Origin of the sequence: Nicoliella lavandulae (assembly GCF_037546185.1) — a bacterium.
Classification (GTDB): domain Bacteria; phylum Bacillota; class Bacilli; order Lactobacillales; family Lactobacillaceae; genus Nicoliella; species Nicoliella lavandulae.
On the sequence record NZ_JAWMWH010000001.1, the window covers coordinates 743813 to 770268 of the forward strand.

The window sequence follows — 26456 nt, forward strand, 5'->3', positions numbered from 1 at the left end:
AAAATGGAGGAAAATAAAATGGCTTTTGATAAAGATAATATTATTGCTCAACTTAAAGATGCTTCAATTACTGATTTAAACGACTTAGTTAAGTCAATCGAAGATGAATTTGGTGTTTCAGCTGCTGCTCCAGTTGCAGCTGCAGGTGCTGCTGGTGGCGACGCTGCTGCTAAGGATTCATTCGACGTTGAATTAACTTCTGCTGGTAGTGCTAAGATCAAGGCTATCAAGGCTGTTCGTGAAATCACTGGTGCTGGCTTGAAGGAAGCTAAGGACCTTGTTGATGGCGCTCCTGCTGTTGTTAAGGAAGGCGCTTCAGAAGAAGAAGCTAACAAGATCAAGGAACAACTTGAAGCTGCTGGTGCTACTGTTACCCTTAAGTAATTTTAGTATTAAGCTTAAAGCGTGTGACATTGTAGATATGTCACGCGCTTTTTTAGTTGATTGACTGATTAAGTAAAATATGGAGGGCTTCCATTGAAAGCTTTATATCAATATCCCAAAGAATTCTTTAGTAAGCATTTAAAAGTAATTCGAATCCTGTTTATTTTTTCGGTCTTAATTTTTTCAATTCGTGAATTTGGTAAAATTATTTCCGAAGTAAACGGTCATCAAGTTAAAGTTAGCTTTGAGACTCAATCACCAACATCATTATTAATTATGTTGGTGTTGGGGTTGCTTGCAGTATTGCCGATGCTGATATATGACTTTACCATCGTTGAATTTTTGCCGGGTAAGTTTAAGCCGAGTTATATTGCTAAAACGGGTTGGATTACCAACTCATTCACCAATATTTTAGGAATGGGTGGATTGATTGGAGCTAGTTTACGGGCTAATTTTTATAACCAAAATGCCAAGCCTAAAGAAATTTTATATGCAATTTCGAAAATTGCATTATTCCTGTTAGCTGGGTTATCGACTTACTGTTTGGTATCGTTGATTATGATTTTTGGTTTCGCCATGGATGGATCACTGGTTAATTACTGGCCGTTCTTATTCTTAGGTGCATTGTATTTTCCAATTATTTTCATCATTACGCGGTTGAATAATTCTAGCTTTTTTGAGGATTTAACCCTCGGTCGCGAGCTTAAGTTAATTATTGGATCTTGTTTAGAATGGGGGAGTTGTGCGGCGCTATTTTTAATCATTGGTGCTTTAATGCACGTAGATGTTAACTTAGCGACCGTATTCCCACTATTCATTATTGCAAATGTAATGGGAGTCATTGGAATGACGCCAGGTGGATTAGGCGGTTTTGATTTAACCATTACCACTGGGTTATTCACATTAGGCGTTGCCAAGCCAGAAGCATTGGTTTGGCTAGCGTTGTACCGAATTTTCTACTACATTGTGCCATTTGTAATTGCCTTGGTTCTGTTTATTCATGATTATGGTAAACGCATTAATGAATTCTTGGATGATATTCCAAAGACGATTTTCCAACGTTCAGCTCAAGTTATTGTGACGATCTTCTTGTATTTTTCAGGAATTGTATTGTTACTTTCGATTACGCTTCCTAACGTGGTCTTAGTCAATAGTTTCTACCTATCGATTGAACCGTATACCTTCTACTTTTTAAATCAACTAACGTCAATCATTGTGGCGTTCATTTTGATTGGTTTAGCACGTGGATTCGGTTCACGGGTACAACGTGCTTTTTGGCCTACCGTAGTGGTATTGATCATTGCGAGTGCTAATACCTTATGGAAAGAAAACTTTCCAATTAATATGTCCATTCTTTCCGTAGTATTATTACTATTGTTATGGGCTGCTAAGGGTGCATTGTATCGGAAACGATTATCATACTCATGGGGTCAACGCATCATGGATACGATTATTTTCGCATTTACATTTGTTGCCTACACCCTGTTGGGAGTTTACAACCGTTTTCATCATAGTTTCCATCATGGCTTTTTCCATCAACCTAATTCGTATCTGTTCCCATCACAACAAGTCTGGTTTGCCGGATTTTTAGGCCTTTTAGCTGCCTCATTAATTTTGGTAATCATTTATCGCTACTTATCTTCAAAAGAAAATAAGTGGCTTGATCAGCCGTTTAATGCGGAACGGGTGCGTGCAGTGATTGACGAATTTGGTGGTAATGAAGTTAGCCACTTAGCATTTGTTCGTGATAAGCAAATTTATTTCTATCAAGAAGATGATCAGGACCAAGTCTTTTTCATGTTCAAACGAAAGGCCAATAAATTAATTATCATGGGGGAACCAGTTGGAAATCAGGCCATGGTTTCAAAAGCCATTGATCAATTCATGTTAGATGCCGATCAAATCGGATTATCATTAGTATTTTATGAAGTGGGCGAACGCTTTACGATGATGATGCATGAAAAGGGATTTGACTTTACCAAGGCTGGTGAAGAAGGCATGGTTGAACTAAGCAAGTTTACATTGGTTGGTAAAAAACACCGTGGTGAACGGGCGCTAATGAATAAGTTTGAACGTGATGGGTATCAATTTTCAATTGTTAATCCACCATTCAATGACCAATTTATGGCTGAATTAAAGAGTGTTTCTGATCAATGGCTAGATGGTAATTCTGAAAAAGGATTCTCATTAGGTTACTTTGATCCTTACTATTTGAATCAAGCACCAATCGCAATTATGAAAGATGATAAAGGCAAGGTAGTTGCCTTTGCTAACATTATGCCAACTGGTGAACACGATATTACATCAATTGATTTAATGCGGTCGAGTGAAGATGCACCATCTGGAATTATGGATGGCATTTTCATTAACCTCTTCCAATACTCACTTGAAAATAAGTATCAATACTTTAACTTGGGGATGGCACCGCTATCTAATGTGGGCCGCTCACGGTTTAGTTTTATTGATGAAAAGATTGCTAATTTGGTTTACCAATATGGCCAATCATTCTATAGTTTTCAAGGGTTACGTTCCTATAAGGAAAAATACGTTAACCTCTGGGTCCCTCGGTACATTGTTTACCGGCGGAAGAGTTCATTGATCTTTACGATGCTTCAAATCTTAATGATCGTAAATGAACGCATTGGTGATGATAAGCCAAAGGGAATGTTTAAATTCATTTCATGGTTCTCATCTTCAAATAAATAATAAAAAAGCTCGAGAATTTAAATAGTTCTCGAGCTTTTTCATTATCATTATTTATTATTTTTAGAACGACCAATGTTGTAATCATCGTTGTTCATTGCTTCTACTTGGCCTAGTCGATAACCATTTCCAACTTGTGAGAAGAAGTCATGGTTAGCAGTTGAAGTGGAAATTCCATTCATAACGATTGGATTAACATCATCTGCTGTATCGGGGAAGAGTGGATCTTGACCTAAGTTCATGAGGGCCTTATTAGCATTGTATCTAGTAAATGCTAATACTTCATCAGACCAACCAACTTGATCATATAAGACATGGACATATTTTTCTTCATTTGAATATAATTCATACATAAAGTCATACATCCAGCTCTTAATGTCAGCTTGGTCTTGTTTGGATAATTGGTTAAATGCTAGTTGGAACTTGTAACCAATGTATGTTCCATGGACTGATTCATCCCGCAAAATCAACTTAATGATTTCAGCCACGTTTGGTAACTTGTTATTCCCAAGGTACCAAAGAGGGGTATAGAAACCAGAGTAGAATAAGAATGTTTCAAGGAATACACTAGAAATTTTCTTCTTTAATGGGTGACTATCATCATTATAAAGAGTGTAAATCTTCTTTGTCTTGTTTTGTAGAAATTCTTCACTGTCACTCCAGTCAAAAATTTCACTAATTTCTTCAGTGGTGTTTAATGTTGAAAAGATTGATGAGTAACTCTTGGCATGGACGGATTCCATAAATTGGATGTTGTTTAGCACTGCCGTTTCATGAGGGGTGCGGACATCCTTTCTAAGGGCTGCCATTCCTTCTTGTGATTGTAAGGTATCCAATAATGTTAGACCCCCAAACACGTGGCTGACTACCCATTTATGATCTTCATCAAGGCTACGCCAATCGTGTAAATCATTTGAAAGGGGAATCCGGGTATCTAACCAGAATTGTTCAGTCAGCTTTTCCCAAGTTGCTTTATCAATCTCGTCATTAATTGCGTTCCAATTAATGGCCTTATAATTTTCCATCTTAATCTCCTATCTTAGAAAGCTTAGTTACTAACTATGAGTCGTTAATAATACTATAACGGATAATTACAAAATAGACAATTGTTCATAAAATAATCTTAAGCTATATAATTATTCGATTAGGATTTTAGATGACACAGCTTTCACATTGACTCGCACCGACTTCTTCTTGATCATCGGTAAATGTCCGAACGTAGTAAAGTGACTTGATGCCCTTGTAGTAAGCATAGTTTCTAAGAATGTTTAGATCACGAGTGGTCATTTTATTGGTCCGGCCATTCTTCCATTCATAAAGCCCTTCTGGAATGGTAGAACGCATGAAGAGAGTCAAACTCATACTTTGATCAATGTGTTCTTGAGCAGCAGCATAGACATCAATTACCTTGCGCATATCAATGTCGTAAGCTGATTTATAATACTTGATCGTATCATTAGAAAGGTATGGAGCAGGGTAGTAAATCTTACCAATCTTTGATTCATACCGTTCTTCAATCCGGCTAATAATTGGATGTAAACTAGCGGTAGTATCATTAATGTATGAAATAGAACCATTTGGTGCTACGGCAAGGCGATTTTGGTGGTAGAGACCATCTTTCATTACGGCTGCCTTTAGCGCTGCCCAATCTTGTTTAGTTGGGACAAAGATACCATCAAATAGTTCAGTAACTTTATCTGATTTTGGTCCCCAGTCTTCTGTAACATACTTATCAAAGTAACTACCATCGGCATACTTACTCTTTTCAAAATTATGGAACGTCTTATTGCGTTCCTTTGCAATTTGGTTGGAAGCCTTAAGGGTCCAGTAGTTTAATAGCATGAAGTAAACGCCAGTGAATTCGATTGATTCATCAGAACCATATTCAATGTGGTTCTTTGCTAAAAAGCTGTGTAAGCCCATTGCACCTAATCCAATCGTGTGGGCGAGTTCGTTTCCGTGTTGAATGGATGGCACAACGTCAATGTCTGAATGGTCAGTAACGAATGTAAGGGCGCGGACCATGGCTTCAACTGATTTACCAAAGTCGGGACCAGCCATCATGTTGACCATGTTCGTGGAACCCAAGTTACAGGAAATATCAGTACCTAGCTTAACGTATTGTTGTTTGTTATTAACCGTTGAAGGAGTTTGCACTTGCATAATTTCAGAACAAAGGTTACTCATAACGATTTTACCGTCAATGGGGTTGGCCCGATTAGCGGTATCAATATTAATAATGTATGGGTATCCAGATTCTTGCTGTAATTTACTGATTTCAGTTTCTAATTCCCGAGCTTTGATCTTAGTCTTTTTGATTTCGGGATTATTAACTATGTTGTCATATTCTTTAGAAATATCAACGTATGAGAATGGTTCACCATAAATCCGTTCAACATCATATGGACTAAATAAATACATATCTTGGTCTTCACGAACTAGGTCGTAGAACTTATCTGGAACGATAATTCCTAGTGATAAGGTCTTAACCCGAACCTTTTCATCTGCATTTTCTTTCTTAGCGGATAGGAAGGAAATAATATCAGGATGGAAAACACTAAGGTACACAACACCGGCGCCTTGCCGTTGTCCTAATTGATTTGAGTATGAGAAACTATCCTCTAATAGCTTCATCACGGGAACAACGCCACTCGCAGCACCTTCAATATGTTTGATTGGATCACCAGCAGCTCTTAAGTTCGAGAGGTTGATTCCAACCCCACCACCAATCCGCGATAGTTGTAATGCTGAATTAATCGTACGACCAATCGTGTTCATGTCATCAGTAGTTTGAATTAGAAAACAAGATACTAATTCACCACGTCGTTTCCGACCAGCGTTTAAGAAACTAGGGGTTGCGGGTTGGTAACGTTGGTTGATGATTTCGTTAGCTAAACTCATCGCTAAGTCTTCATTACCATCTGCGAAGTATAGTGCATTTACGGCAGCCCGATCAATGAAGTTTTCTAAGTAGTATTCATTATCGTCAGTTTTAAGCGCATATTGGGCATAAAATTTATATGCAGCCATAAAGGTCTTAAAGTGGAAGTTCTGGCTTCGCAAGTATTCGTATAGTTTTTCAATAAAACTAAAGTTATACTTATTAATGAATCCCTTTTCAAGGTAATCATTGTCCATTAAGTATTGGTAACGTTCCTTAAGTGAATTAAATTGTTTAGTATTTGGTTGAACATTTTCCTTTAAAAATGCTGCTAGTGCATCTTTATCCTTGTCGAGTTGGATTTGTCCATTAACGGGAATGTTAATCTCGTTATTTAAATCGTAATAAGTAACGTCTTGTAAGTCAGATAGTCCCATGATTTCCACACTTTCTTTAGAATTTTTCAGTAAATAAAAGTGGCGAGGCCTTTAGTAGCCCTCGCCATTGTAGTAAAATTATTAAAGTCTTAGGCGATTACTGCCAATTTGTTGAGTTGGTCAGGTCTAAAACCGCTAAATGCTTCAATGCCTTCAGCCTTAACAACTGGCGTTGCCATAAATCCTTCTGATTTTAATTGTTCAATGTATTCTGGTTGTTCGTCAATATTAATTTCATTAAATTCGATGTTATGTTCTTGTAAAAAACGTTTTGTCATCTTGCATTGCATGCAGTTGTTTTTAGAGAATAGAGTAGTTTTTGTCATGTGTACGGCCTCCAGTAGCTTTAATTTCGTTCAGCTTATAGTTACTTAAGTAACTATAAAGTTATGTTTTTTATTTTACACGCTTCATAATTTTTTTCAATTTTAAATACCATACCTAGTGTCTCATAACTTGTGTAACACTAGATATGGTATTAACAAAAAACGTGAAACATTTTTAATTTTTAAAATTTAGTTTAAAATAGAATTAAACTCAAAATATAGGTGGTAAAAAAATGACTGAATATTATTATACACCAAATCCAGACGTGAAACACGAGGAACAGAATTGGAATTTCGAATTACTAGGGAATCAATTGACTTTTACAACTGATAACGGTGTTTTTTCGAAACGAACAGTTGATTATGGATCGCGAGTTTTAATTAACAGCGTGGTAATTGATGAACTACCAGCAGGATCGATCTTGGACTTAGGTTGTGGCTATGGCCCAATTGGACTTGCCATTGCCAAGCGATATCCAGATCGACAAGTAACTATGGCCGATGTGAATAATCGCGCCCTAGCGCTAGCAGAATTAAATGCAAAGCAAAATCATATTGATAACGTTCAAATTCAAAATTCGGATGGATATCAAACAATTGAAGATCAGTTTGCAGCGGTAATTACTAATCCACCGGTACGAGCTGGTAAGCAGGTCGTTGATGGGATGATCACCGGGGCCTTAGACCATTTAGTGACTGGTGGTCGTTTAACCGTTGTGTTGCAAAAAAAGCAAGGTGCCCCATCTGCAAAGAAGCTAATGAATGCTACTTTTGGTAATTGCAAAATTATTAAACGTGATAAGGGTTACTACATCTTAGAAAGTACAAAACATTAATTAGGAAGTGAGTTATTGGATCAACAGGTAAATCATTTTATGAACTTAGCGTTAATCGAAGCTAAGAATGCTTTTTACGTTAACGAGGTCCCCATCGGTGCAGTGATCGTTAAGGATGGTAAAGTAATTGGCAGTGGCCATAATCTACGTGAGCTTGCAGAAGATGCTACTGCACACGCTGAAATGTTGGCTATTCAAGAAGCATGTAGTTATTTAGATAGTTGGCGGCTAGAAGATTGTGATTTGTATGTGACGGTTGAACCATGTTTAATGTGTGCCGGAGCCATTTTAAATTCACGGATTAAGAACTTGTACTATGGGGCTAAAAATCCTAAGGGTGGCGTGGTTGATAGTCTCTACCAAGTGTTAGGGGATACGCGCTTTAACCACCAAGTCAATGTATACAGTGAAGTGATGGCTGATGAAGCTGCTCAAATCATGAAACAGTTTTTTAAGGCTGCTCGACAGCGAAAAAAATTAGCGCGTCGTTCTGGACAATCTAAGTAAAATAAGTTAATATAATATTTGCCGTTAGGCCTTGAAGCAAGGGTGTGCTAACGAACCGTGTCAGATCCGGAAGGAAGCAGCACTAAGTTTCCTACGTCCTGTGCTTCTCGTATTTAGAAATTAATCCTCTTAGTCTTTTCAGGCTAAGAGTTTTTTATTTTATGCTCAAGTTTGATTTAAATTAAATTGATATCCGACTATAATTGGATAGGTAGATATTTTGGATGAACATTCAGGGGAGGAACTAGCAGATGAGTTATCAAGCGCTTTACCGGGTTTGGCGACCACAACGATTTGATGAATTAGTGGGTCAACATGTCATTACCGAGACGTTAAAGAACACCATTATTACTGATCAAATTAGTCATGCATATCTGTTTGCCGGACCACGGGGAACCGGGAAAACATCTGCTGCAAAGATTTTTGCTAAGGCTGTTAACTGCCCAAACGTTAAAGATGGTGAGCCATGTAATGAATGTACGATTTGTCAGGCGATCACTAAGGGAACGTTAAATGATGTAATTGAAATTGATGCTGCGTCTAATAACGGAGTCGATGAGATTCGAGACATTCGTGATAAGGCTAAGTATGCGCCAACTGAGGCCAAATATAAGGTCTACATCATTGATGAAGTGCATATGCTATCAACGGGGGCCTTTAATGCGTTATTAAAAACCCTTGAAGAACCACCAGCTAATGTGATCTTCATTTTGGCTACTACCGAACCCCATAAGTTACCAGCAACGATTATTTCGCGGACCCAACGCTTTGATTTCAAACGAATTCAGCCGAAGGATATTTTGGATCGCATGGAATACATCCTAAATCAAAAGCATGTTGAATATGACGACCAGGCATTGCGGGTAATTGCTAAGTCAGCTGAAGGTGGGATGCGGGATGCTTTAAGCATTTTGGATCAAACCATGTCATATGGTGATGATAATGTGACCTATGAAAATGCACTGCAAGTTACGGGGAGCGTTACGACTTCATTGTTATTTGAATTTGTTAGTGAAGTGTTCCACCAGGATGTGAAGGCGGCGTTAGTCTCAGTTCGTAAAATTATGGATAGTGGTAAGGATGCCAATCAATTTATTGAGGACTTGATTAGCTACTACCAAAATATTTTACTGTTTAAACAAGCACCAGAGATGGTGTTACAACAAGAACTGGGCATCGTTGATGATCAATTCAAACAACTAGCTGCTGAAGCAGATGCTAACGTTATCTATCAAATTATTGAGAACATTAATGATATTCAACAACAAATGCGTTATACGATTCACCCAGACGTCTATTTAGAAGTCTTAACGGTTAAAATTGCAACGTTGAGTAAGGCTAGCTCGGCGCAAAATCCAAATGCTGCTGAATTACAGTCATTGAACGATGAAATTACTGACTTAAAGCAACAAATTCAGACTCTAAAACAAAATGCCGGTGCACAGCCGGACCAAGGCCAAGGCGCATCAACGAATGCTAATGGTCAACCCGCAAATCCTACTCCACAGCGAATGGCTAATCCAGACGCTTCAGCTGCTAAACCAGCCAAAGTGAACCTTACTAAGATCTATCCAATTTTAGATGCTGCAACTAGAAGCGACTTGAATCGCGTCCAAGGAGCTTGGGAAGAGTTATTGCAAAACTTAGATGTAGTTTATAGATCTTTAATGAATATTACGAAACCAGTTGCTGCTAGCGACAGTGGGGTTGTGGTATCATTTAGTTATGATATTTTTTACCAAAAGGCAACTAGTGATAGTTCATTAAGTGACGCAGTTGGTAATGGATTGGATCGAATTATTGGATATACGCCGGACTTAGTGTTTGTACCAGAAGAACAATGGCAACAAATTCGTAAAGACTATGTATACCATAGAAGAAACCAATCGCATCAAGCTAAGCCGAGTTCGAATGCGGCTGCTGATCAGTCAACTGCTGAACAGTCACATTCAGATGATTCATCTTTGGAGTCATCAAGTAGTGAACCAGAAGATGAAATCGTAACGAAGGCAGCAGAGTTATTTGGTAATGATATTTTAAATATAAAAAATGATTAAAGGATGTTGTTAATATGATGAACGGAATGAACATGAACAAAATGCTTAAGCAAGTTAAGCAAATGCAAAAGCAAATGGGTGCCGAACAAGAAGAATTAAATAAGCAAGAATTTACAGGAGCTGCACCTGACGATATGGTTAAGGTTGTCTTCACTGGTGACCGTAAAATGAAGGATATGCAAATTAACCCAGAAGCAATCGATCCAGATGACCCTGATATGTTATCTGACTTAGTATTAGCTGCAGTTAATGACGCATTAGCCAAAATTGACGATGCTACTCAAAGCACTCTTGGTAAGTACACCAAGGGTATGCCTGGAATGTAATATAAAGAAGGAATTTGAATGCAATACCCAGAACCAATTGCAAAATTAATTGATAGTTACATGCATCTACCTGGGATTGGCCGCAAGACGGCAGTTCGATTAGCTTACTTTACTGTTGATATGGATAAAGGCGATATTGCTAACTTTGCTACTGCCTTGACTGACACTAAGGATAAGCTTCGTTACTGTTCCATTTGTGGTAACTTAACTGATGAAGACCCATGTGAAATTTGCCGTGACCCTAGTCGTGATCAATCGCGCATTATAGTGGTTGAACAGCCCAAGGATATCATGGTTATGGAACGAATGAAGGATTATCATGGGCTATATCATGTCTTAGGTGGTGTACTATCACCATTGGATGGAACGGGGCCAGACGAATTAAATGTCCGGTCTTTAATTAAACGGCTTCAAGATAACGAAGCAGTAAAGGAAGTAATTATTGCTACCAATGCCACTCCAGAAGGAGAAGCCACTGCAATGTATCTTTCAAAATTAATTAAACCGGCTGGCATTAAAGTAACTCGTTTAGCGCACGGCCTTTCAGTTGGTAGTGACATTGAATATGCTGATGACATGACTTTATTCAAGGCAATTCAAGGTCGGACCGAAATTTAGGAGCGAATTTTTATGTTTGGCAGAAGAACCAGTGGTAAGAAAACGAAAGCTGAATACGACCAACGATTATTGGATGCCATCGATAATGCTAAATCTGAATGGTCACGAGCTCAAGAAACTCAAAATGCTATTTCAGAGGTGGATGGTGAAGTGCTAGCCCAGACGCAATTAGCGCGTTGTAAATATCTTTATTTATATCGGGAAGCTAGAATTCGCAACGTCCACAATAACCGGATCCAGTCATCTGTATTTGACTACTAATTAAAACCGAATCAAAATTTTGATTCGGTTTTTGTTTTGCGAAAAAATACGCAATCAAGTACAATTAAGTTAATAGAAAATAAAGGATAGTTGATGATGAATAAAAATTTTATTACGTTTGAAGGCTCTGATGGCGCTGGTAAAACCACGGCCCTCGATCGAGTAGTTGCAACGTTAAATGATTCAATTTCGACGCCCATTCTACGGACGCGTGAGCCCGGTGGCGACCGTATCTCAGAACAGATTCGCAATGTGATTTTAAATCGTGATAATGATGAAATCGATGCTAAAACTGAGGCATTATTGTATGCAGCAGCACGACGCCAACACCTAGTAATGGAAGTATTGCCGGCCTTGGCTAAGCATCAATTGGTATTTTGTGATCGCTACTTAGATAGTTCACTAGCGTATCAAGGCGGTGGTCGTCAATTGGGGGTCCAAGCAGTTAATGATATGAATCAATTCGCAACCGGGGGACTGACGCCGGGGCTTACGATTTATTTTGACTTGCCAGTTGAAATTGGGCTTAAGCGAATTGCCGATAATCGTTCTGATGATGAAGTGAACCGATTAGACGTTGAGGAAGTTTCTTTTTATAAGCGGGTTCATGAAACCTATAATCAATTGGCTCTTGATCATCCTGAACGGATCGTTAAAGTCGATGCTACGCAACAGCCTGACCAAGTCTATGATGCAGTATTAACCATTTTACGTGATTATTTAAACAGGAGTGATAAATAATGAAGTTATTAATTGCAGTGATTCAAGATAAGGATACAAGCGAATTACAAGAAGAGTTCATTAAAAACAATATTCGAGCAACTAAGTTATCAACTACCGGTGGCTTTTTAAAATCAGGGAATACCACTTACATGATCGGAATTGAAGATGAAAAGGTAGATAAGGTTTTAGACATTATTAAGACCATCTCCAGAACCCGCAAGAAGTATATGACGCCACCAGTAAACTTAGATGGTGGTGCGAATGAAGGTTCATACCCAGTTAAGATTCAAGTGGGTGGCGCAACGGTAATGATCTTACCAATGGACCAATTTTATCAATTCTAATGTCAATGGAAAAATTGACGGCTGAAGAAATCATTAATAGTGCGAATGTAAAACAACCTGAGTTGACTAGCCATTTTAGTCAGGTGATTACTAGCCACGATTTGACCCATTCATATTTATTCTGTGGAGAACCTGGTTCTGGTAAGATGGCAGTAGCGATGGAAGTGACAATGGCGCTGTTTTGTCTTAATGTAAAGGACGGTCGCCCATGTGGCAAGTGTAATGAATGCATGCGAATTGCCAGTCATCAACATCCAGACGTAGTCATCGTGGAACCAGACGGTAATAGCATTAAAATTGATCAAGTTCGGATGTTAAAAGCAGAGTTTTCCAAGAGTGCAGTTGAGGGGAACCAAAAGGCATTTATTATCTATGGCGCTGATAAAATGACGACGGAAGCAGCTAATAGTCTGCTTAAATTTATTGAAGAGCCAGTTGGTAACGTTGTTTCATTTTTATTAACTGATAATAAGGCATTGATTCTGCCAACGATTATTTCACGAACTCAATTAGTGGAATTTCCATCATTGCCACCAGCTGTGTTTATCTCAGAACTTGAGCAACTCGGTGTTAATGCGACGCAGTTTAATTTAATTCAGTCTTTGACAAATAATATTGCGACCGTTAAGCAATGGCAAGAAAATGATTGGTTATCGAAAATCCAACAGGTAATTAGTCAATGGTTCCTGCAATTGAATAAGCACAGTCCAATTGCGTTTACCATGGTACAAACGGATATTATGCCATTGGTCAATAATCGAGATGGTCAACGCATTGTTTTAGATATGTTAATTGAAGTTTGGCGTGATGTATTGGATGTTAAATTTAATGCAATTACTGATGATGATTTGAAGTTTCCACAAATTAGTGCACAGATTCATCAAATTGCGTTTAAAATTCCTAAGCAACAGTTATTGGCAATCATTGAACTAATGTTGAAGAACAACGGTGATTTAGCACTTAATATTAATTTTCAAAATATCCTTGAGGCAACAACGTTGAGATCACTAAATATATTGGAATAATTGATAAGGGTGAAGTTAACATTGAATAATAAAGAATTATATAACGGTTTTAAAAATATGGAATCACAAACAAAGCTAATGTTGACTCGTTTTTCTGAATTGCGTGATGGTATGAACGAAGTGTTAGAAAAAAATACCGAATTGGAAATTGAAAATCAACACCTAAGGGAATTGTTGGAATCAAAGACCAAGGAATCAACTAGTCAAAAAGTGCCTACCAATAATCGGAAGCCAGCTAAGCACAGTGAATCACGTAAGACTCTGGAAAAGCTATTTAACGAAGGGTTTCATGTTTGCAATCAGTTTTATGGTAAACCCCGTGAAAATGGTGAAGGCTGCATGTTCTGTGACGAAATTATTAATCGAAAATAAGAAAGATAGGGATCAAATTGCAAGTTCAACACAGTTTTACTAATCAAAATATCGGAACGCTATATTTGGTACCAACGCCTATCGGTAATTTGGATGACATGACTTTTAGAGCTGTTAAAGTGTTAAAGGCCGTGGATTTAATTGCTGCTGAAGACACTCGAAACACCCAAAAGTTGTTAAATCATTTTGAAATTGATACTAAAGAAATTAGCTTTCACGAGCATAATACGATGCAACGGATTCCAGAATTAATTGAAAAATTGAAGCAGGGGATGAATATTGCACAAGCTAGTGATGCGGGGATGCCATCCATTAGTGATCCTGGTCACGAACTAGTGGTTGCATGTATTAATGAAGATATTCCAGTAGTTCCACTACCAGGGGCCAATGCAGGATTGACCGGGTTAATTGCTTCTGGATTGTCGCCCCAACCATTTTATTTTTATGGCTTTTTAGATCGTAAACCAAGTGATCAAATTGCTGAATTAGAGGCTTTAAACCAACACCAGGAAACATTTATTTTATATGAAGCTCCCCATCGCCTTAAAAAGACCCTTAAGAACATGCAAAAGGTATTAGGCGCTGATCGCAAATCCGTTTTATGTCGTGAACTCACCAAGCGGTATGAAGATTTTCATCGAGGAACAATAGCAGAATTGCTAGACTGGGCCGAAAATAACAAAATTATGGGTGAGTTCGTGATCATTGTGCAGGGAAACGTTAATGCTGTTGATGATGATCCTGAAGCAGATGCCTTAGCCGGATTATCAATGCCCGAACAGGTTGATTATTGGATTGAACAGGGTGATAAGCCGAACGCAGCCATTAAGAAAGTCGCTAAACTGCACGGCCTCAAGAAGCAGGCAGTATATGATATTTATCATCAAATTGAAAAGGAGTAGTTGATCATTAGTCCGAAAGAATTTAGTGAAACCCACCGGGTAACTTACTACGAAACTGACAATCAAAACCGGGTCACAATTCAAATGTTGGTTAATATGGCTATTTTAGTTTCTGAAGATCAAAATGAATCGCTAGGGCTTACTGAGGAACACATGCTATCATTTGGCGTAACGTGGGTCGTGATTCAATATGATATGACAATCGACCATCTTCCTAAGACAGATGAACATATTACGCTGAAGACACGGTCCACTTCTTACAATAAATTTTTTGCATTTCGAGAATTTTGGATTTTGGATGCTGATGGACAACAATGTGCATACATTAAGAGCTTATGGGTCATGATGAGTATGACCAAACGAAAATTGGCACCCATTCCACCTGAATTAGTGGAACCCTATCATTCAGAAGCGGTTAAGTTAACACCACGTTTGAAGAAACCCAAACGCATCGATAACCATGCCGCACATCGTGAATATCGAATCCGGTATAGCGACATTGACACCAATATTCATGTTAACAATACGCGATATTTGGACTGGATGATCGATGTATTACCATATGAATTCTTGGTGCATCATCAACCCACCCACATTAACTTAAAGTATGATAATGAAGTCCGTTATGGAAATGTGATTGAAAGTGACTATGAACAACTCGATGTTGATGGTCAATTGGTTACAAAACATGAGATTAATAACAACGGTAAATTAGCAGCAGTGGCTAATTTTACGTGGCGTCAAGATAGTGAAGTAGATTAAAATCTAGTTCACTTTTTTATTTTATTCCAAATGGTATATAATACATTTGAGATATAATTAATCCGAGGATTTAATTGAACAGGGAGATATTATTTTATGAAAGTTTTAGCACTGGACACTTCTAACCGTCCCTTGAGCATTGCGGTATTAGAAGATGCTAACATTTTAGCAACAACGACGACTACAACGCACCAAAAGCACGCTCAATATTTATTGCCAATTATTAATGATTTAATGGTGGATTGTGGCTTTCAACCAGCTGATTTAGATCGTATCGTAGTAGCATATGGTCCTGGTTCATATACTGGAATCCGGATTGCCACTGCCACTGCGAAGGTATTGGCATTTACATTAGGGATTGACTTAGTGGGAGTATCTAGTTTACAAACCCTTGCGTTAAACGTAACTACGGAAGGACAATTAGTTAATCCGATGTTTGATGCGCGGAATCAAAATTTATTTACCGGCCTCTATCGAATTAAAAACGGGGTCCCCGAAGTGGTAATTCCAGATCAACACGTTGAACTGTCTGATTGGTTAGCTCAATTGGCTAAATATCAAGATGAATCCATTGTTGGCTTAGCGGATGCTAACCACTTTACTAATGATTTACCAAATACATTTACAATGATTGACAACTTAGATAACCTCCCCCAAGCTGCCAACTTGGGACTGTATGGACAACACCTAACTCCAGTGCAGGATATTGATGCATTCGTACCCAATTACTTACGGTTAACGAAGGCTGAAGCAGATTGGCAAAAACTACACCCAGAAGAGGATTCAAATTCATATGTTGAAAAAATTTAAGAATTGGTACCAAGGGCTGTTCTCAAAAAGTGATCGCTTATTTCGTAAACAACAAATGGTGGTTAAGAACCACATTGTTGAAATTAAAAATGATAAATACTTCATCGGTAAGGCAATGGTCACCGATGTGCCAGAATTACTTAAGATTGAAAAGTCCGTTTATGATGGTCAAACCCCATGGAATTATACAGCAATGCTAAAGGAATTAAAGCGTAGTGATGATCGATTATACCTGGTAATTCGCTACCATGATCAGTTAGTAGCGTTTATTGGTTGTGCGTTCTGGGAGAAAAACCAGGAATGTCACATTACCAATCTGGCAGTTCAAAAGGAATTTCAGCATCGTGGATTAGCTTATTTCCTATTGACCGTAGTGATCAAAAAGGCACGTAAAATTGATTATTCTAAGATTACCCTAGAGGTCCGTAGTAGTAATCACCATGCCCAACATCTTTACACTGACCTTGGCTTCAAGCGGACGGGAATTAAACTCCATTACTATGTTGATAATCAAGAGGATGCTATCGACATGAGCTTAGATATTCGAGAAATGGATACGCGGCCTAATAACTACGGCTTATAGTCTGGAGGAAAAAACGTGGAACGAAACTTAATTATGTCATTTGAATCCAGTTGTGATGAAACTAGTGTTGCAATTATTGAAAATGGCGATAAAATTTTATCAAACGTCGTTGCTACCCAAATTAAGAGTCATAAACGATTTGGGGGAGTCGTTCCCGAAGTAGCAAGTCGGCACCATATTGAAGAAATTACAATTTGTATCAGAGATGCAATGCAACAAGCTGATGTAACCTATGATGATTTAGATGCAGTAGCAGTCACCTATGGTCCAGGGCTAGTGGGGGCACTTTTAATTGGTGTCACCGCTGCTAAAATGGTTGCTTGGGCGCATCATTTGCCATTGATTCCAGTTAACCATTTAGCGGGGCATATTTATGCAGCCCGTTTTGAAAAACCAATTCAATTTCCTGCCTTATCACTAGTTGTCTCAGGTGGGCATACCGAATTAGTTTACATGCCTAAGGAAGGCCAATTTGAAATAATTGGTGAGACTAGGGATGATGCTGCGGGTGAAGCTTATGATAAAGTAGGGCGAGTTATGGGTATTAATTACCCAGCCGGTCCAACCGTGGACGCAATGGCTGCAAAGGGGCATGATACCTTTAACTTCCCGCGGGCAATGGATAAGGAAGCTAACTATGACTTTAGTTTTAGTGGCCTAAAGAGTGCCTTTATCAATACCTATCATCATGCTGATCAAATTGGTGAAAAATTAAATCATGATGATTTAGCTGCTAGTTTCCAAGCGGCGGTCGTCGATGTATTAGTTGATAAAACGATGCGGGCCTTAAAGAACTACCCAGTTAATCAATTGATTTTAGCTGGTGGGGTCGCTGCTAATAATGGGCTACGGACCCGACTACAATCTGCGATCGATAAGCTACCCCAAACTGAATTACTAATGGCGCCTAAGAAACTTTGTGGCGATAATGCTGCAATGATTGGGGCTGCTGGTTATGTCCTATACAAGGAAGGCCACTTTGCTGGCTTAGACCTAAATGCAGATCCTAGTTTAGAATTTGAATGGTCACCAGATGTGGAACAATAAGTTAAATCATCATCCATTAAAAAAATACGCTGTCATGGTTAGATATTTCTAACCATGACAGCGTATTTTTATTATTTTTAACTATCTCTTCTTATTAAAATGGTTCATTTGTTGATATATTTTAGCAAAATTACCCATTGGTCGTTTAGGTTGTCGCTTATTTTTCTTTTGGATTAATTTTCTCTTCGAATTTTGAAGATTATTTTGTTGAGTGTATTGTTGAGATGCTGCTGGGTTGTTTGATGCGGGTGCTGATTGATTCATTGAAGAATTATTTGATGAATTATCGTAATTATTAGTACTAATGTAGTCAGCTGATGCATGGAAATTATTATTCATTGTCCATGTGTATGCAATACTCATAGTAGCAGCTGTTATTGCGATAACAGCCCATTTATTCTTTTTAAGATTCATTTTCATTGTAAATAGCTCCTTGTTTTCTATAGTGATTCTAATTCTAAGCTAAGCTCAGTCCATTGGTCTGATAGCTGATTATTTTGTTGATTTAGTTCGTCGAGTTGCTTTTGCAACTTAGTTAAATCATCTAACTCTTGTGCTGATGCTAATTCTGCCATTTCAGTTTCAATCGCATCACTTTGCGTCGCTAATGCACTCATTTGTTTTTCAATATCTGCAATTTGACGTTCTAATTTCCGCCGTTGCTTTTGATTTTCCTTGCTCTTTTGGTAATCTTGTTTACCACTAGATTGATTATTGGCCTGTGGCTGTGGATTTTGTGCCGCTTGTTCAGCTTCCTTATGCTCTTGTTGAGCAATTTGATCAGCCTTTTTTTCGACATAGTAATCGTAATTACCTAAGTAGCGTTCCGAACCTTCAGCCGTAATTTCAATAATTTCACTAGCCACTTGATTAATAAAGTACCGGTCATGTGAAACAAATAAGATGGTTCCATCGAATAATTTTAACGCATTTTCCAAAACTTCGCGACTTTCAATATCTAAATGGTTCGTTGGTTCATCGAGCATCAAGAAGTTATCATGGCGCATTGCTAATTTGGTGAGCATTAATCGCGCTTTTTCACCACCAGATAAGTTGCCAACTACCTTTTCAACATCATTTCCTGAGAATAAGAAACTACCTAGAATCGTTCGAATTCGGCCTTCAGGTGTGGTTGGGTAGTCGTCCCAAATTTCATTCAATACTGTTTTTTCGTTATGCAGGGAAGCTTGTTTTTGATCGTAATAACCAATGGATACGCCAGTTCCAAATTCAACCTTACCGGCTAACTTAGGTAGTCGTCCTAAAATAGTCTTAAGGAGGGTGGATTTGCCGACTCCATTAGGGCCAATGATGGCAATTGATTGATGCTTCTTTTCATCAATATTAATGGGACTAGCTAACACTTGGTGTTCGTATCCAATTGCTAAGTCGCGAACGGTTAAAACAATATTACCACTTGGCTTTTCTTCAGTAAATCGGAATTGAGCGACCTTATTATTATCAAATGGCTTTTCAATTTTTTGCATTTTTTCCAGTTGCTTACGGCGGGCTTGAGCCCGATTAGTTGTTGATGCTCGTACGATGTTCTTATCGATAAATTCCTTCATCTTTTTAATTTCGGCTTGTTGCTTTTCATAAGCATGCATCCGTTCTGCAAATCGGGCTTGTTTTTGTTTTACGAAACTAGAATAGTCCCCCTTATAGTAAGTAAGGGTCCCATTGTCTAAATCGTAAATTTCATTAACTAATTTATCCATAAAATACCGGTCATGGGAGATGATTAAAAGCGTCCCTGGATAGTTTTGCACATAGCCTTCCAACCACGTGATGGTTTCCACGTCTAAGTGGTTGGTCGGTTCATCTAAGATTAATAAATCACGCTTTTCTAACAGCAATTTAGCTAGTGCTAATTGCGTTTGTTGACCTCCAGATAGTGAATTAACGGGTTGATCATAAAATGATTCATCAAATCCAAATCCATTGAGGACGGCCCGAATTTCGGCTTTATAAGTATAACCGTGATTAGCGGTGAAACTAGCTTGAATGGTGTCATATGATTTAGTTACTTCGGCTAATTGGGCTGGGTTTTGATTAACGTTAGGATCACTCATTTGTGATTCTAATGCGTGCATTTTGTGTTCAGTCTTGATTAGTTCTGCAAAGACACTGAGCATTTCATCCCAAACATTGCGGTCTGAATGTAGACCGGTATTTTGGGATAGATAACCGATGGTTAAGCCGTTTTTGGCAGTAATTTGGCCACCGTCAACAGATTCTTCGCCAATAATCATTTTAACTAATGTTGATTTTCCGGCTCCATTACGACCCACCAATCCGATGCGCGCATGGTTTTCAATGTTCATATTCACATTTGTGAAAATTGGCACACCGTCGAATCTTTTGGTGACGTTATTAATTTGTAAAATTTGCAAGTCCTCACCCCTTTGTTTATTGTAGTTTACGGATAATTTTATCATAATTTAAAGATAATATGAAATTTATGAAACCGATATAATTGATTAATATTTCACAAAGTTTATTTTTGTGATAGAATGATTTGTAAATGTTTTTTTAATGAACGAAATTGCCGGGAGGAAAACTTATGGCAGAGAACAAAATTCCGCGCGCAACTGCAAAACGGTTACCGATTTATTATCGCTATTTAACAATATTACATGATTCTAACGTTGAACGAATTTCTTCCAACAAATTTGCGGACGCCATTCAAGTTGACTCCGCTACGATCAGAAGAGATTTTTCTTACTTTGGCGCGCTAGGTAAACGTGGGTATGGATATGATGTTGAAAACCTACTAGACTTTTTTAAACGGATTTTAAATGAAGACCGTCTAACTAACGTTGCATTGGTGGGGGTTGGTAATTTTGGCCAGGCCTTACTTAATTTCAATTTTCATCGTGATAGTAATGTCCGAATTTCAGCAGCGTTTGATACTAAGGAACGCATGATTAATACCATTCAAAATGGTGTGCCGGTTTATTCATATGATGAATTGGTCCAACAATTAAGGGATCAACAAATTAAGGTGGTTATTTTAACAGTGCCGTCTAAGGTTGCCCAAGAAGTCTGTGATAATGCTATTAAAGGTGGCGCAGAGGGAATCTTAAACTTTACCCAGGTCCGCCTATCAATTCCTGATAACGTAACCGTCCAAAACGTTGATTTAACGAATGAATTGCAAACACTGATCTATTTTATTGAACACTATATCAAATAGGGATTTCCAATTAAATTTGGAGATCCTTTTTTTGAATCAAAATGTTTGCAATTCATTCTAAAAGTCGATATATTAAACTTATAGATTAGCACTGAGTATGTCTAAGTGCTAATTATAATTAAATGTAAACTTAATTGGAGGGATTAATGTGTTAAAGCCATTAGGTGATCGTGTGATCGTTGAAGTAGAAGAAGCAAAGGAAAAGACAGTTGGTGGAATCGTATTAGCTAATAATGCGAAGGAAAAGCCACAAACTGGAAAGGTCGTTGCAGTTGGTGCCGGCCGGGTTCTAGATAATGGAGAAAAAGTTGCTCCAGCTGTTGAAAAGGGTGATACAGTTCTTTTTGATAAGTATTCTGGGACTTCCGTTGACTACGATGGACAATCCTACTTAGTTTTACATGAAAAAGATTTAGTAGCAATTGTTGACTAATTTAAAATTAAAATGATTTATTAAAAAACAAAAATATAATTTATGAGGTGATATTTGATGGCTAAGGAAGTTAAATTTTCAGAAGATGCTAGAAGATCATTACTTAACGGTGTTGATAAGTTAGCTAATACAGTTAAGACAACCTTAGGACCTAAGGGTCGTAACGTTGTGCTAGAAGAAGGAGCAGGTACTCCTAACATTACAAATGATGGGGTAACAATTGCTAAGGCAATTGAATTACCAGATCATTTTGAAAACATGGGTGCTAAGTTAGTAGCCGAAGTTGCATCAAAGACTAATGACATTGCCGGTGATGGGACTACGACTGCCACGGTTTTAACTCAAGCAATCATTAACGAAGGAATGAAGAACGTTACTGCTGGTGCTAATCCAGTTGGCGTTCGTCGTGGGATTGAAAAGGCTACTAAGGTCGCTGTTGAAGCATTACACAAGATGTCTCACGAAGTTAAAGACAAGAATGATATTGCTCAAATTGCTTCCATTTCTTCTGCTAACAAGCAAGTTGGTTCATTGATTGCTGATGCAATGGAAAAGGTTGGTAACGATGGGGTCATTACCATTGAAGACTCCCGTGGGGTTGATACTAGCTTAGATGTTGTTGAAGGAATGCAATTTGATCGTGGTTACATGTCACAATACATGGTAACTGATAACGATAAGATGGAAGCTAACTTAGATAACCCATACATCTTAGTTACTGACAAGAAGATCAACAACATTCAAGATATTTTACCATTATTACAATCAGTAGTTGAACAAGGTCGTTCCCTATTGATCATTGCTGATGATATTGGTGGTGAAGCACTTCCAACCTTAGTATTGAACAAGATGCGTGGAACATTCAACGTTGTTGCCGTTAAGGCACCTGGATTTGGTGACCGTCGGAAGGAACAATTACAAGATATTGCAACCTTAACTGGGGCAACTGTAATCACTGACGACTTAGGTTTGAACTTGAAGGATGCTAAGTTAGATCAATTAGGTCAATCTTCTAAGGTTAATGTTACTAAGGACAGCACTACCATTGTGCAAGGTTCTGGTGACAAGGCTAAGATTGCTGATCGGGTTAACGAAATCAAGACTCAAATCGAAAAGACCACTTCTGACTTTGACCGTGACAAGTTAAAGGAACGCCTTGCTAAGTTAGCTGGTGGAGTTGCTGTTATTCGTGTCGGTGCTGCAACCGAAACTGAATTAAAGGAACGTAAGTACAGAATCGAAGATGCATTGAACGCTACTCGGGCCGCCGTTGAAGAAGGATACGTTCCTGGTGGTGGAACTTCATACATTAACATCTTAAGTGATATTGATGCGATTGAAGCTGAAGGTGACGAAAACACTGGTGTCCAAATCGTACGTCGGGCTCTTGAAGCTCCAGTAAGACAAATTGCTCACAATGCCGGTGTTGATGGTTCTGTTATCGTTGAACACCTTCGTGATCAAAAGCCAGGAGTTGGATACAACGCTGCTGACGGCACTTACGAAGACATGATCAAGGTTGGAGTAATTGACCCAACCAAGGTTAGTCGTTCTGCACTTCAAAATGCTGCATCTGTTTCAGCATTATTGTTAACTACTGAAGCTGTTGTTGCTAATGAACCAAAGGATGACAATAACACCCCAATGCCTCCACAACCAGGTATGGGTGGAATGATGTAATTTAAACTTAATATCGTTCCAAAGGCTTGTTGCTTAGCAACAAGCCTTTTTTGTATGGTCCAATTAGTAAATGAGGTATGCATTATAGTCACAAATGTAGTAAAATTAAGAAATGTATAAATATTTTAAAATATCTTAACAAATATGATTATAAAAGTGGGGTCATTTTAATGTGGCGTTATTTAAAACGATTAATAATCGGAAAGCCGTTAAAATCATCTGATGAAGGTGGCCAATCTTTGAACAAGTTCAAGGGACTGGCATTACTATCATCGGATGCGCTCTCGTCCGTTGCATATGGAACAGAGCAAATTACAGCCGTGCTATTGACGCTTTCAGTAGCAGCGCTGGTTTATCAAATTTGGATTGCGGCGTTAGTGTTAGTGCTATTATTTGCAATTACATTGTCGTATCAACAAATTATCTATGCCTATCCATCTGGTGGAGGGGCTTATTTAGTAGCTAGCGATAATTGGGGTCGCACTGCCGGTCTGGTGGCTGGTGGTTCATTGTTAGTTGACTACATGCTAACCGTTGCGGTATCAACTACCTCTGGAACGGAAGCGATTACGTCTGCAATTCCTTCGCTTTATAATCACCGGGTCTTAATTGCATGTCTAATTGTAATCTTAATCATGTTATTGAACTTACGGGGGATGCGGGAATCAGCATCGATATTGACCGTTCCGGTTTATTTATTTATCTTTATGATTTTCGTGATGATTATCTGGGGTGGTTATAATATTGCTACCGGAAAAATTAGTTATCGTGCAGCGACTGGATTAGGTTCGCCAGTACAAGGGATGACGTTATTGCTATTCTTTAAGGCGTTCTCATCTGGTTCATCGTCCTTGACTGGAGTGGAAGCCATCAGTAATTCCGTGCCGAACTTTAAGAAACCAAAGGAAAAGATGGCATCCCATACCCTAGCCATTATGGCATTAATTCTAGGGTTCTTCTTTGGTGGAATTACCTTCCTCAGTTATTACATGGGGATCAAACCAACTTCGCACGTTACGGTCTTGTCCCAGATTGGGGCAGGGGTCTTTGGTCACGGGGGCATTTTATTCTATGTTCTCCAATTATCAACGGCAATGATCCTAGCAGTGGCTGCTAATACTGGTTTTTCAGCTTTTCCAATTCTTGCCTATAACTTAGCGCGGGATAAGTTCTTACCCCATGCTTACTTGGATAAGGGTGATCGGCTAGGCTATTCGAACGGAATTATTTCCCTAGCAATCGGGGCCTTAATTTTGATCATCATGTTCAAGGGGGAAACGAACCTCTTAGTACCACTTTATTCCATTGGGGTGTTCATTCCATTTACGTTATCACAATCAGGGATGATTATTCATTGGCGTAAGCATAAAGAAGGGGCGTGGGTCCTTAAATCAGCCATAAACTTTGTGGGGGCCTTGATTTCATTGATCTTGGTAATCTTCTTGTTATTACTTCACTTTGCTAACGTGTGGCCTTACTTCGTGGTAATGCCGCTATTGATCTTTATGTTCTATCGAATCAATGAACACTATCGGAATGTAAGTGAACAACTGGAAGTCAATCATCAAGCTAATGAAATTCCAGAAACCTTTAGTGGTTCTACGGTCATCGTTTTAATTAGTGATGTGACTGCGGTAACCACGAAGGCGATTGCTTATGCTAAGTCAATTAGTGATGATGTCATTGCGATGCACGTCTCATTTGATGCGAATCCAGAAAAAGAAAAGAAAACGGCGAGCGACTTTAAGAAGGCCTTTCCTGAAATTCGGTTTGTGGATATTCACTCATCGTATCGTTCGATCATTAATCCAACGCTACGTTTTTGTGACGTCATTGCCAAACGGGCTGAAGACGACGGCAATACTACGACCGTGTTAGTCCCTCAATTCGTGCCTAAGCATCATTGGCAACACATTTTGCATAATCAAAATGGATTACGACTACGGGCAGCTCTTAACTCACGGCAAAATATTATTGTTAGTACCTATAATTATCATTTGAAGAATTAATAAAAAGAGTTATCGCAATTTTGGTAATAATTGTGATAACTCTTTTTGGTTGGGTTGTTTTTAGATTATTAGATTTGTATAATTAATTGTAAATAACTGTTTTTAAGGGGGAGGTGTCAGGTTGAAATTAAAAATAATTGTTTGCTTGTTTGCGACAATGTTGATCTCCGCAGTTTTAACGCCGTTCGTTCGCAAACTGGCGTTTAAGATTGGGGCAGAAGATGATCCAAATAAACGTCGAATGAATAAAATCCCGATGCCAACCATTGGAGGACTGGCAATCTTTGCGGCCTATACGTTTACGACCATGTTCTTATTACGAGGTCAGATGCCAGCAGCACAATTGTGGGGTATGTTCGGTGGTGAAGTGATCATTATCGCTACGGGGATGATTGATGATATTTATGAATTAAGGCCCCGGCAAAAGGTATTAGGCATCACGTTAGCGGCCTTGTTCGTATTTTTCTTTGGCCACGTCAGAATGACGTTATTAACGGTTCCAATATTTGGATCATTTCACTTGGGATGGCTGAGTCTACCTATTACGTGGATTTGGATTTTAGCAATTACCAATGCGGTCAATCTAATTGACGGGTTGGATGGACTAGCAACTGGAATTGCAATCATTGCACTAACAACGATGGGAATTACCGGAATGTTCTTCTTGAATGTAGGCAATACATACGTTTCGATTATGATTTTCACCCTTGTAACTGCATGTATCGGCTTTTTACCTTACAACTTTTTCCCAGCGCGAATCTATTTAGGTGATACCGGCTCTTTGTTTATCGGATTTATGATTGCGGTATTCTCCCTAAACGGATTGAAAAATGCGACGTTCGTGACGGTGATCATTCCGGTAATTATCTTAGGAGTTCCCATTACTGATACAGTATATGCTATCTTAAGACGGTTATTGAATCGTCAACCAATCTCACATGCTGATAAGCACCATTTACACCATCGTTTGATGCAAATGGGGTTGACGCACCGACAAACGGTGTTGGTCATCTATGGAATTGCCATGATTTTTTCATTTATTTCATTGCTATACCCAATTTCTAATTTATGGGGCACGATTTTACTTACGGTGGCCACTTTAATTGGGTTAGAATTATTTGTTGAATCAATCGGCTTGGTTGGTAAAAATCGGCAACCATTGCTGAACTGGATTAAAAAGATTGTTAAAGGGACCACCAGTAAAAATAATCATTAAAAAGGATCGGTCGAACCC

The 26456-nt window shown here is 38.5% G+C and carries 27 protein-coding genes and 1 other RNA gene; 23 read left to right on the top strand and 5 right to left on the bottom strand.

Annotated features, from left to right (window positions below):
* Nucleotides 1-18 precede the first annotated feature (18 nt).
* Entirely contained in the window at nt 19-384 is a 366-nt protein-coding gene (gene rplL / locus R4146_RS03425; protein ID WP_339960038.1) for a 50S ribosomal protein L7/L12, read from the top strand.
* A 93-nt stretch (nt 385-477) separates the two neighbouring features.
* Nucleotides 478-3090 carry a bifunctional lysylphosphatidylglycerol flippase/synthetase MprF gene (gene mprF, locus R4146_RS03430; RefSeq protein ID WP_339960039.1) on the top strand — a complete coding sequence of 871 codons (2613 nt, stop codon included), beginning with the start codon at nt 478-480 and terminating at the stop codon, nt 3088-3090.
* Nucleotides 3091-3137: 47 nt separating this feature from the next.
* On the opposite strand, the gene nrdF is transcribed toward mprF, so the two are convergent.
* The 3 genes from nrdF to R4146_RS03445 form a co-directional block, all read right to left on the bottom strand.
* On the bottom strand, nt 3138-4112 hold the full coding sequence (nrdF, locus tag R4146_RS03435) for a class 1b ribonucleoside-diphosphate reductase subunit beta (RefSeq protein WP_339960040.1): 975 nt from the start codon (nt 4110-4112) through the stop codon (nt 3138-3140).
* Between the two features lie 127 nt (nt 4113-4239).
* The gene (gene nrdE / locus R4146_RS03440) at nt 4240-6405 is read right to left on the bottom strand and encodes a class 1b ribonucleoside-diphosphate reductase subunit alpha (RefSeq protein WP_339960648.1); all 2166 of its coding nucleotides are present in this window, start codon (nt 6403-6405) and stop codon (nt 4240-4242) included.
* An 89-nt stretch (nt 6406-6494) separates the two neighbouring features.
* A complete protein-coding gene (locus R4146_RS03445; RefSeq protein ID WP_339960041.1) occupies nt 6495-6731 on the bottom strand; it encodes a redoxin NrdH in 237 nt (78 codons plus the stop codon).
* Between the two features lie 233 nt (nt 6732-6964).
* Between R4146_RS03445 and R4146_RS03450 the strand changes: the two genes are divergently transcribed.
* The 16 genes from R4146_RS03450 (at nt 6965) to tsaD (ending at nt 17904) form a co-directional block, all read left to right on the top strand.
* Nucleotides 6965-7567: a class I SAM-dependent methyltransferase gene (locus R4146_RS03450; protein ID WP_339960042.1), complete on the top strand. Its 603-nt coding sequence runs from the start codon at nt 6965-6967 to the stop codon at nt 7565-7567.
* A 15-nt stretch (nt 7568-7582) separates the two neighbouring features.
* Nucleotides 7583-8074, top strand: a complete 492-nt coding sequence (gene tadA, locus R4146_RS03455) for a tRNA adenosine(34) deaminase TadA (protein WP_339960043.1) — start codon at nt 7583-7585, stop codon at nt 8072-8074.
* Between the two features lie 22 nt (nt 8075-8096).
* An RNA gene (gene ffs / locus R4146_RS03460) (signal recognition particle sRNA small type) lies at nt 8097-8196 on the top strand.
* A gap of 129 nt (nt 8197-8325) precedes the next feature.
* Nucleotides 8326-10131, top strand: a complete 1806-nt coding sequence (gene dnaX, locus R4146_RS03465) for a DNA polymerase III subunit gamma/tau (RefSeq protein ID WP_339960044.1) — start codon at nt 8326-8328, stop codon at nt 10129-10131.
* 14 nt (nt 10132-10145) lie between these two features.
* Entirely contained in the window at nt 10146-10457 is a 312-nt protein-coding gene (locus R4146_RS03470; protein ID WP_339960045.1) for a YbaB/EbfC family nucleoid-associated protein, read from the top strand.
* A gap of 18 nt (nt 10458-10475) precedes the next feature.
* On the top strand, nt 10476-11075 hold the full coding sequence (gene recR, locus R4146_RS03475) for a recombination mediator RecR (RefSeq protein WP_339960046.1): 600 nt from the start codon (nt 10476-10478) through the stop codon (nt 11073-11075).
* A gap of 12 nt (nt 11076-11087) precedes the next feature.
* Nucleotides 11088-11336 carry a YaaL family protein gene (locus R4146_RS03480; RefSeq protein WP_339960047.1) on the top strand — a complete coding sequence of 83 codons (249 nt, stop codon included), beginning with the start codon at nt 11088-11090 and terminating at the stop codon, nt 11334-11336.
* 93 nt (nt 11337-11429) lie between these two features.
* Nucleotides 11430-12077, top strand: a complete 648-nt coding sequence (gene tmk / locus R4146_RS03485) for a dTMP kinase (protein WP_373695333.1) — start codon at nt 11430-11432, stop codon at nt 12075-12077.
* Entirely contained in the window at nt 12077-12403 is a 327-nt protein-coding gene (darA, locus tag R4146_RS03490) for a cyclic di-AMP receptor DarA (RefSeq protein ID WP_339960049.1), read from the top strand. Before tmk ends, darA begins: the two co-directional genes overlap by 1 nt.
* Nucleotides 12404-12408: 5 nt before the next feature.
* Nucleotides 12409-13428, top strand: coding sequence for a DNA polymerase III subunit delta' (gene holB, locus R4146_RS03495; RefSeq protein ID WP_339960050.1), 1020 nt, complete (start codon nt 12409-12411; stop codon nt 13426-13428).
* Between the two features lie 21 nt (nt 13429-13449).
* Entirely contained in the window at nt 13450-13800 is a 351-nt protein-coding gene (locus R4146_RS03500; RefSeq protein WP_339960051.1) for a DNA replication initiation control protein YabA, read from the top strand.
* An 11-nt stretch (nt 13801-13811) separates the two neighbouring features.
* On the top strand, nt 13812-14702 hold the full coding sequence (rsmI, locus tag R4146_RS03505) for a 16S rRNA (cytidine(1402)-2'-O)-methyltransferase (protein WP_339960649.1): 891 nt from the start codon (nt 13812-13814) through the stop codon (nt 14700-14702).
* Nucleotides 14703-15464 carry an acyl-[acyl-carrier-protein] thioesterase gene (locus R4146_RS03510; RefSeq protein ID WP_339960052.1) on the top strand — a complete coding sequence of 254 codons (762 nt, stop codon included), beginning with the start codon at nt 14703-14705 and terminating at the stop codon, nt 15462-15464.
* A gap of 96 nt (nt 15465-15560) precedes the next feature.
* Complete coding sequence (gene tsaB, locus R4146_RS03515) at nt 15561-16274, top strand: tRNA (adenosine(37)-N6)-threonylcarbamoyltransferase complex dimerization subunit type 1 TsaB (protein ID WP_339960055.1); 714 nt, start codon at nt 15561-15563, stop codon at nt 16272-16274.
* The gene (gene rimI / locus R4146_RS03520; protein WP_339960056.1) at nt 16258-16857 is read left to right on the top strand and encodes a ribosomal protein S18-alanine N-acetyltransferase; all 600 of its coding nucleotides are present in this window, start codon (nt 16258-16260) and stop codon (nt 16855-16857) included. The genes tsaB and rimI overlap by 17 nt, the downstream gene beginning before the upstream one ends.
* Before the next feature lie 33 nt (nt 16858-16890).
* The gene (gene tsaD / locus R4146_RS03525; protein WP_339960650.1) at nt 16891-17904 is read left to right on the top strand and encodes a tRNA (adenosine(37)-N6)-threonylcarbamoyltransferase complex transferase subunit TsaD; all 1014 of its coding nucleotides are present in this window, start codon (nt 16891-16893) and stop codon (nt 17902-17904) included.
* A gap of 81 nt (nt 17905-17985) precedes the next feature.
* Here the strand turns inward: tsaD and R4146_RS03530 are convergent, their stop codons facing one another.
* Together R4146_RS03530 and R4146_RS03535 are read right to left on the bottom strand one after the other, a co-directional pair.
* Nucleotides 17986-18324 carry a hypothetical protein gene (locus tag R4146_RS03530; protein WP_339960057.1) on the bottom strand — a complete coding sequence of 113 codons (339 nt, stop codon included), beginning with the start codon at nt 18322-18324 and terminating at the stop codon, nt 17986-17988.
* Nucleotides 18325-18344: 20 nt separating this feature from the next.
* Nucleotides 18345-20297 carry an ABC transporter ATP-binding protein gene (locus R4146_RS03535; protein WP_339960058.1) on the bottom strand — a complete coding sequence of 651 codons (1953 nt, stop codon included), beginning with the start codon at nt 20295-20297 and terminating at the stop codon, nt 18345-18347.
* A gap of 170 nt (nt 20298-20467) precedes the next feature.
* Here R4146_RS03535 and R4146_RS03540 point away from each other — a divergent pair, with 170 nt between their 5' ends.
* From R4146_RS03540 to R4146_RS03560, 5 genes are all read left to right on the top strand, one after another.
* Complete coding sequence (locus tag R4146_RS03540) at nt 20468-21100, top strand: redox-sensing transcriptional repressor Rex (RefSeq protein ID WP_339960059.1); 633 nt, start codon at nt 20468-20470, stop codon at nt 21098-21100.
* 148 nt (nt 21101-21248) lie between these two features.
* On the top strand, nt 21249-21533 hold the full coding sequence (groES, locus tag R4146_RS03545; RefSeq protein ID WP_339960060.1) for a co-chaperone GroES: 285 nt from the start codon (nt 21249-21251) through the stop codon (nt 21531-21533).
* A gap of 57 nt (nt 21534-21590) precedes the next feature.
* A complete protein-coding gene (gene groL / locus R4146_RS03550) occupies nt 21591-23213 on the top strand; it encodes a chaperonin GroEL (RefSeq protein WP_339960061.1) in 1623 nt (540 codons plus the stop codon).
* Nucleotides 23214-23383: 170 nt separating this feature from the next.
* The gene (kimA, locus tag R4146_RS03555; protein ID WP_339960062.1) at nt 23384-25222 is read left to right on the top strand and encodes a potassium transporter KimA; all 1839 of its coding nucleotides are present in this window, start codon (nt 23384-23386) and stop codon (nt 25220-25222) included.
* Nucleotides 25223-25343: 121 nt separating this feature from the next.
* Nucleotides 25344-26438, top strand: a complete 1095-nt coding sequence (locus R4146_RS03560; protein ID WP_339960063.1) for a glycosyltransferase family 4 protein — start codon at nt 25344-25346, stop codon at nt 26436-26438.
* Nucleotides 26439-26456 lie beyond the last annotated feature (18 nt).

What these genes read in the sequence shown, in the direction of transcription:
- tsaD (WP_339960650.1), top strand. Translation starts at nt 16,891, where the DNA reads ATGTCATTTGAATCCAGTTGTGATGAAACTAGTGTTGCAATTATTGAA.
- rplL (WP_339960038.1), top strand. Translation starts at nt 19, where the DNA reads ATGGCTTTTGATAAAGATAATATTATTGCTCAACTTAAAGATGCTTCA.
- R4146_RS03470 (WP_339960045.1), top strand. Translation starts at nt 10,146, where the DNA reads ATGATGAACGGAATGAACATGAACAAAATGCTTAAGCAAGTTAAGCAA.
- tsaB (WP_339960055.1), top strand. Translation starts at nt 15,561, where the DNA reads ATGAAAGTTTTAGCACTGGACACTTCTAACCGTCCCTTGAGCATTGCG.
- recR (WP_339960046.1), top strand. Translation starts at nt 10,476, where the DNA reads ATGCAATACCCAGAACCAATTGCAAAATTAATTGATAGTTACATGCAT.
- rimI (WP_339960056.1), top strand. Translation starts at nt 16,258, where the DNA reads ATGTTGAAAAAATTTAAGAATTGGTACCAAGGGCTGTTCTCAAAAAGT.
- R4146_RS03540 (WP_339960059.1), top strand. Translation starts at nt 20,468, where the DNA reads ATGGCAGAGAACAAAATTCCGCGCGCAACTGCAAAACGGTTACCGATT.
- R4146_RS03450 (WP_339960042.1), top strand. Translation starts at nt 6,965, where the DNA reads ATGACTGAATATTATTATACACCAAATCCAGACGTGAAACACGAGGAA.
- R4146_RS03530 (WP_339960057.1), bottom strand. Translation starts at nt 18,324, where the DNA reads ATGAAAATGAATCTTAAAAAGAATAAATGGGCTGTTATCGCAATAACA.
- tmk (WP_373695333.1), top strand. Translation starts at nt 11,430, where the DNA reads ATGATGAATAAAAATTTTATTACGTTTGAAGGCTCTGATGGCGCTGGT.
- kimA (WP_339960062.1), top strand. Translation starts at nt 23,384, where the DNA reads ATGTGGCGTTATTTAAAACGATTAATAATCGGAAAGCCGTTAAAATCA.
- nrdF (WP_339960040.1), bottom strand. Translation starts at nt 4,112, where the DNA reads ATGGAAAATTATAAGGCCATTAATTGGAACGCAATTAATGACGAGATT.
- nrdE (WP_339960648.1), bottom strand. Translation starts at nt 6,405, where the DNA reads ATGGGACTATCTGACTTACAAGACGTTACTTATTACGATTTAAATAAC.
- darA (WP_339960049.1), top strand. Translation starts at nt 12,077, where the DNA reads ATGAAGTTATTAATTGCAGTGATTCAAGATAAGGATACAAGCGAATTA.
- groL (WP_339960061.1), top strand. Translation starts at nt 21,591, where the DNA reads ATGGCTAAGGAAGTTAAATTTTCAGAAGATGCTAGAAGATCATTACTT.
- dnaX (WP_339960044.1), top strand. Translation starts at nt 8,326, where the DNA reads ATGAGTTATCAAGCGCTTTACCGGGTTTGGCGACCACAACGATTTGAT.
- R4146_RS03445 (WP_339960041.1), bottom strand. Translation starts at nt 6,731, where the DNA reads ATGACAAAAACTACTCTATTCTCTAAAAACAACTGCATGCAATGCAAG.
- holB (WP_339960050.1), top strand. Translation starts at nt 12,409, where the DNA reads ATGGAAAAATTGACGGCTGAAGAAATCATTAATAGTGCGAATGTAAAA.
- R4146_RS03480 (WP_339960047.1), top strand. Translation starts at nt 11,088, where the DNA reads ATGTTTGGCAGAAGAACCAGTGGTAAGAAAACGAAAGCTGAATACGAC.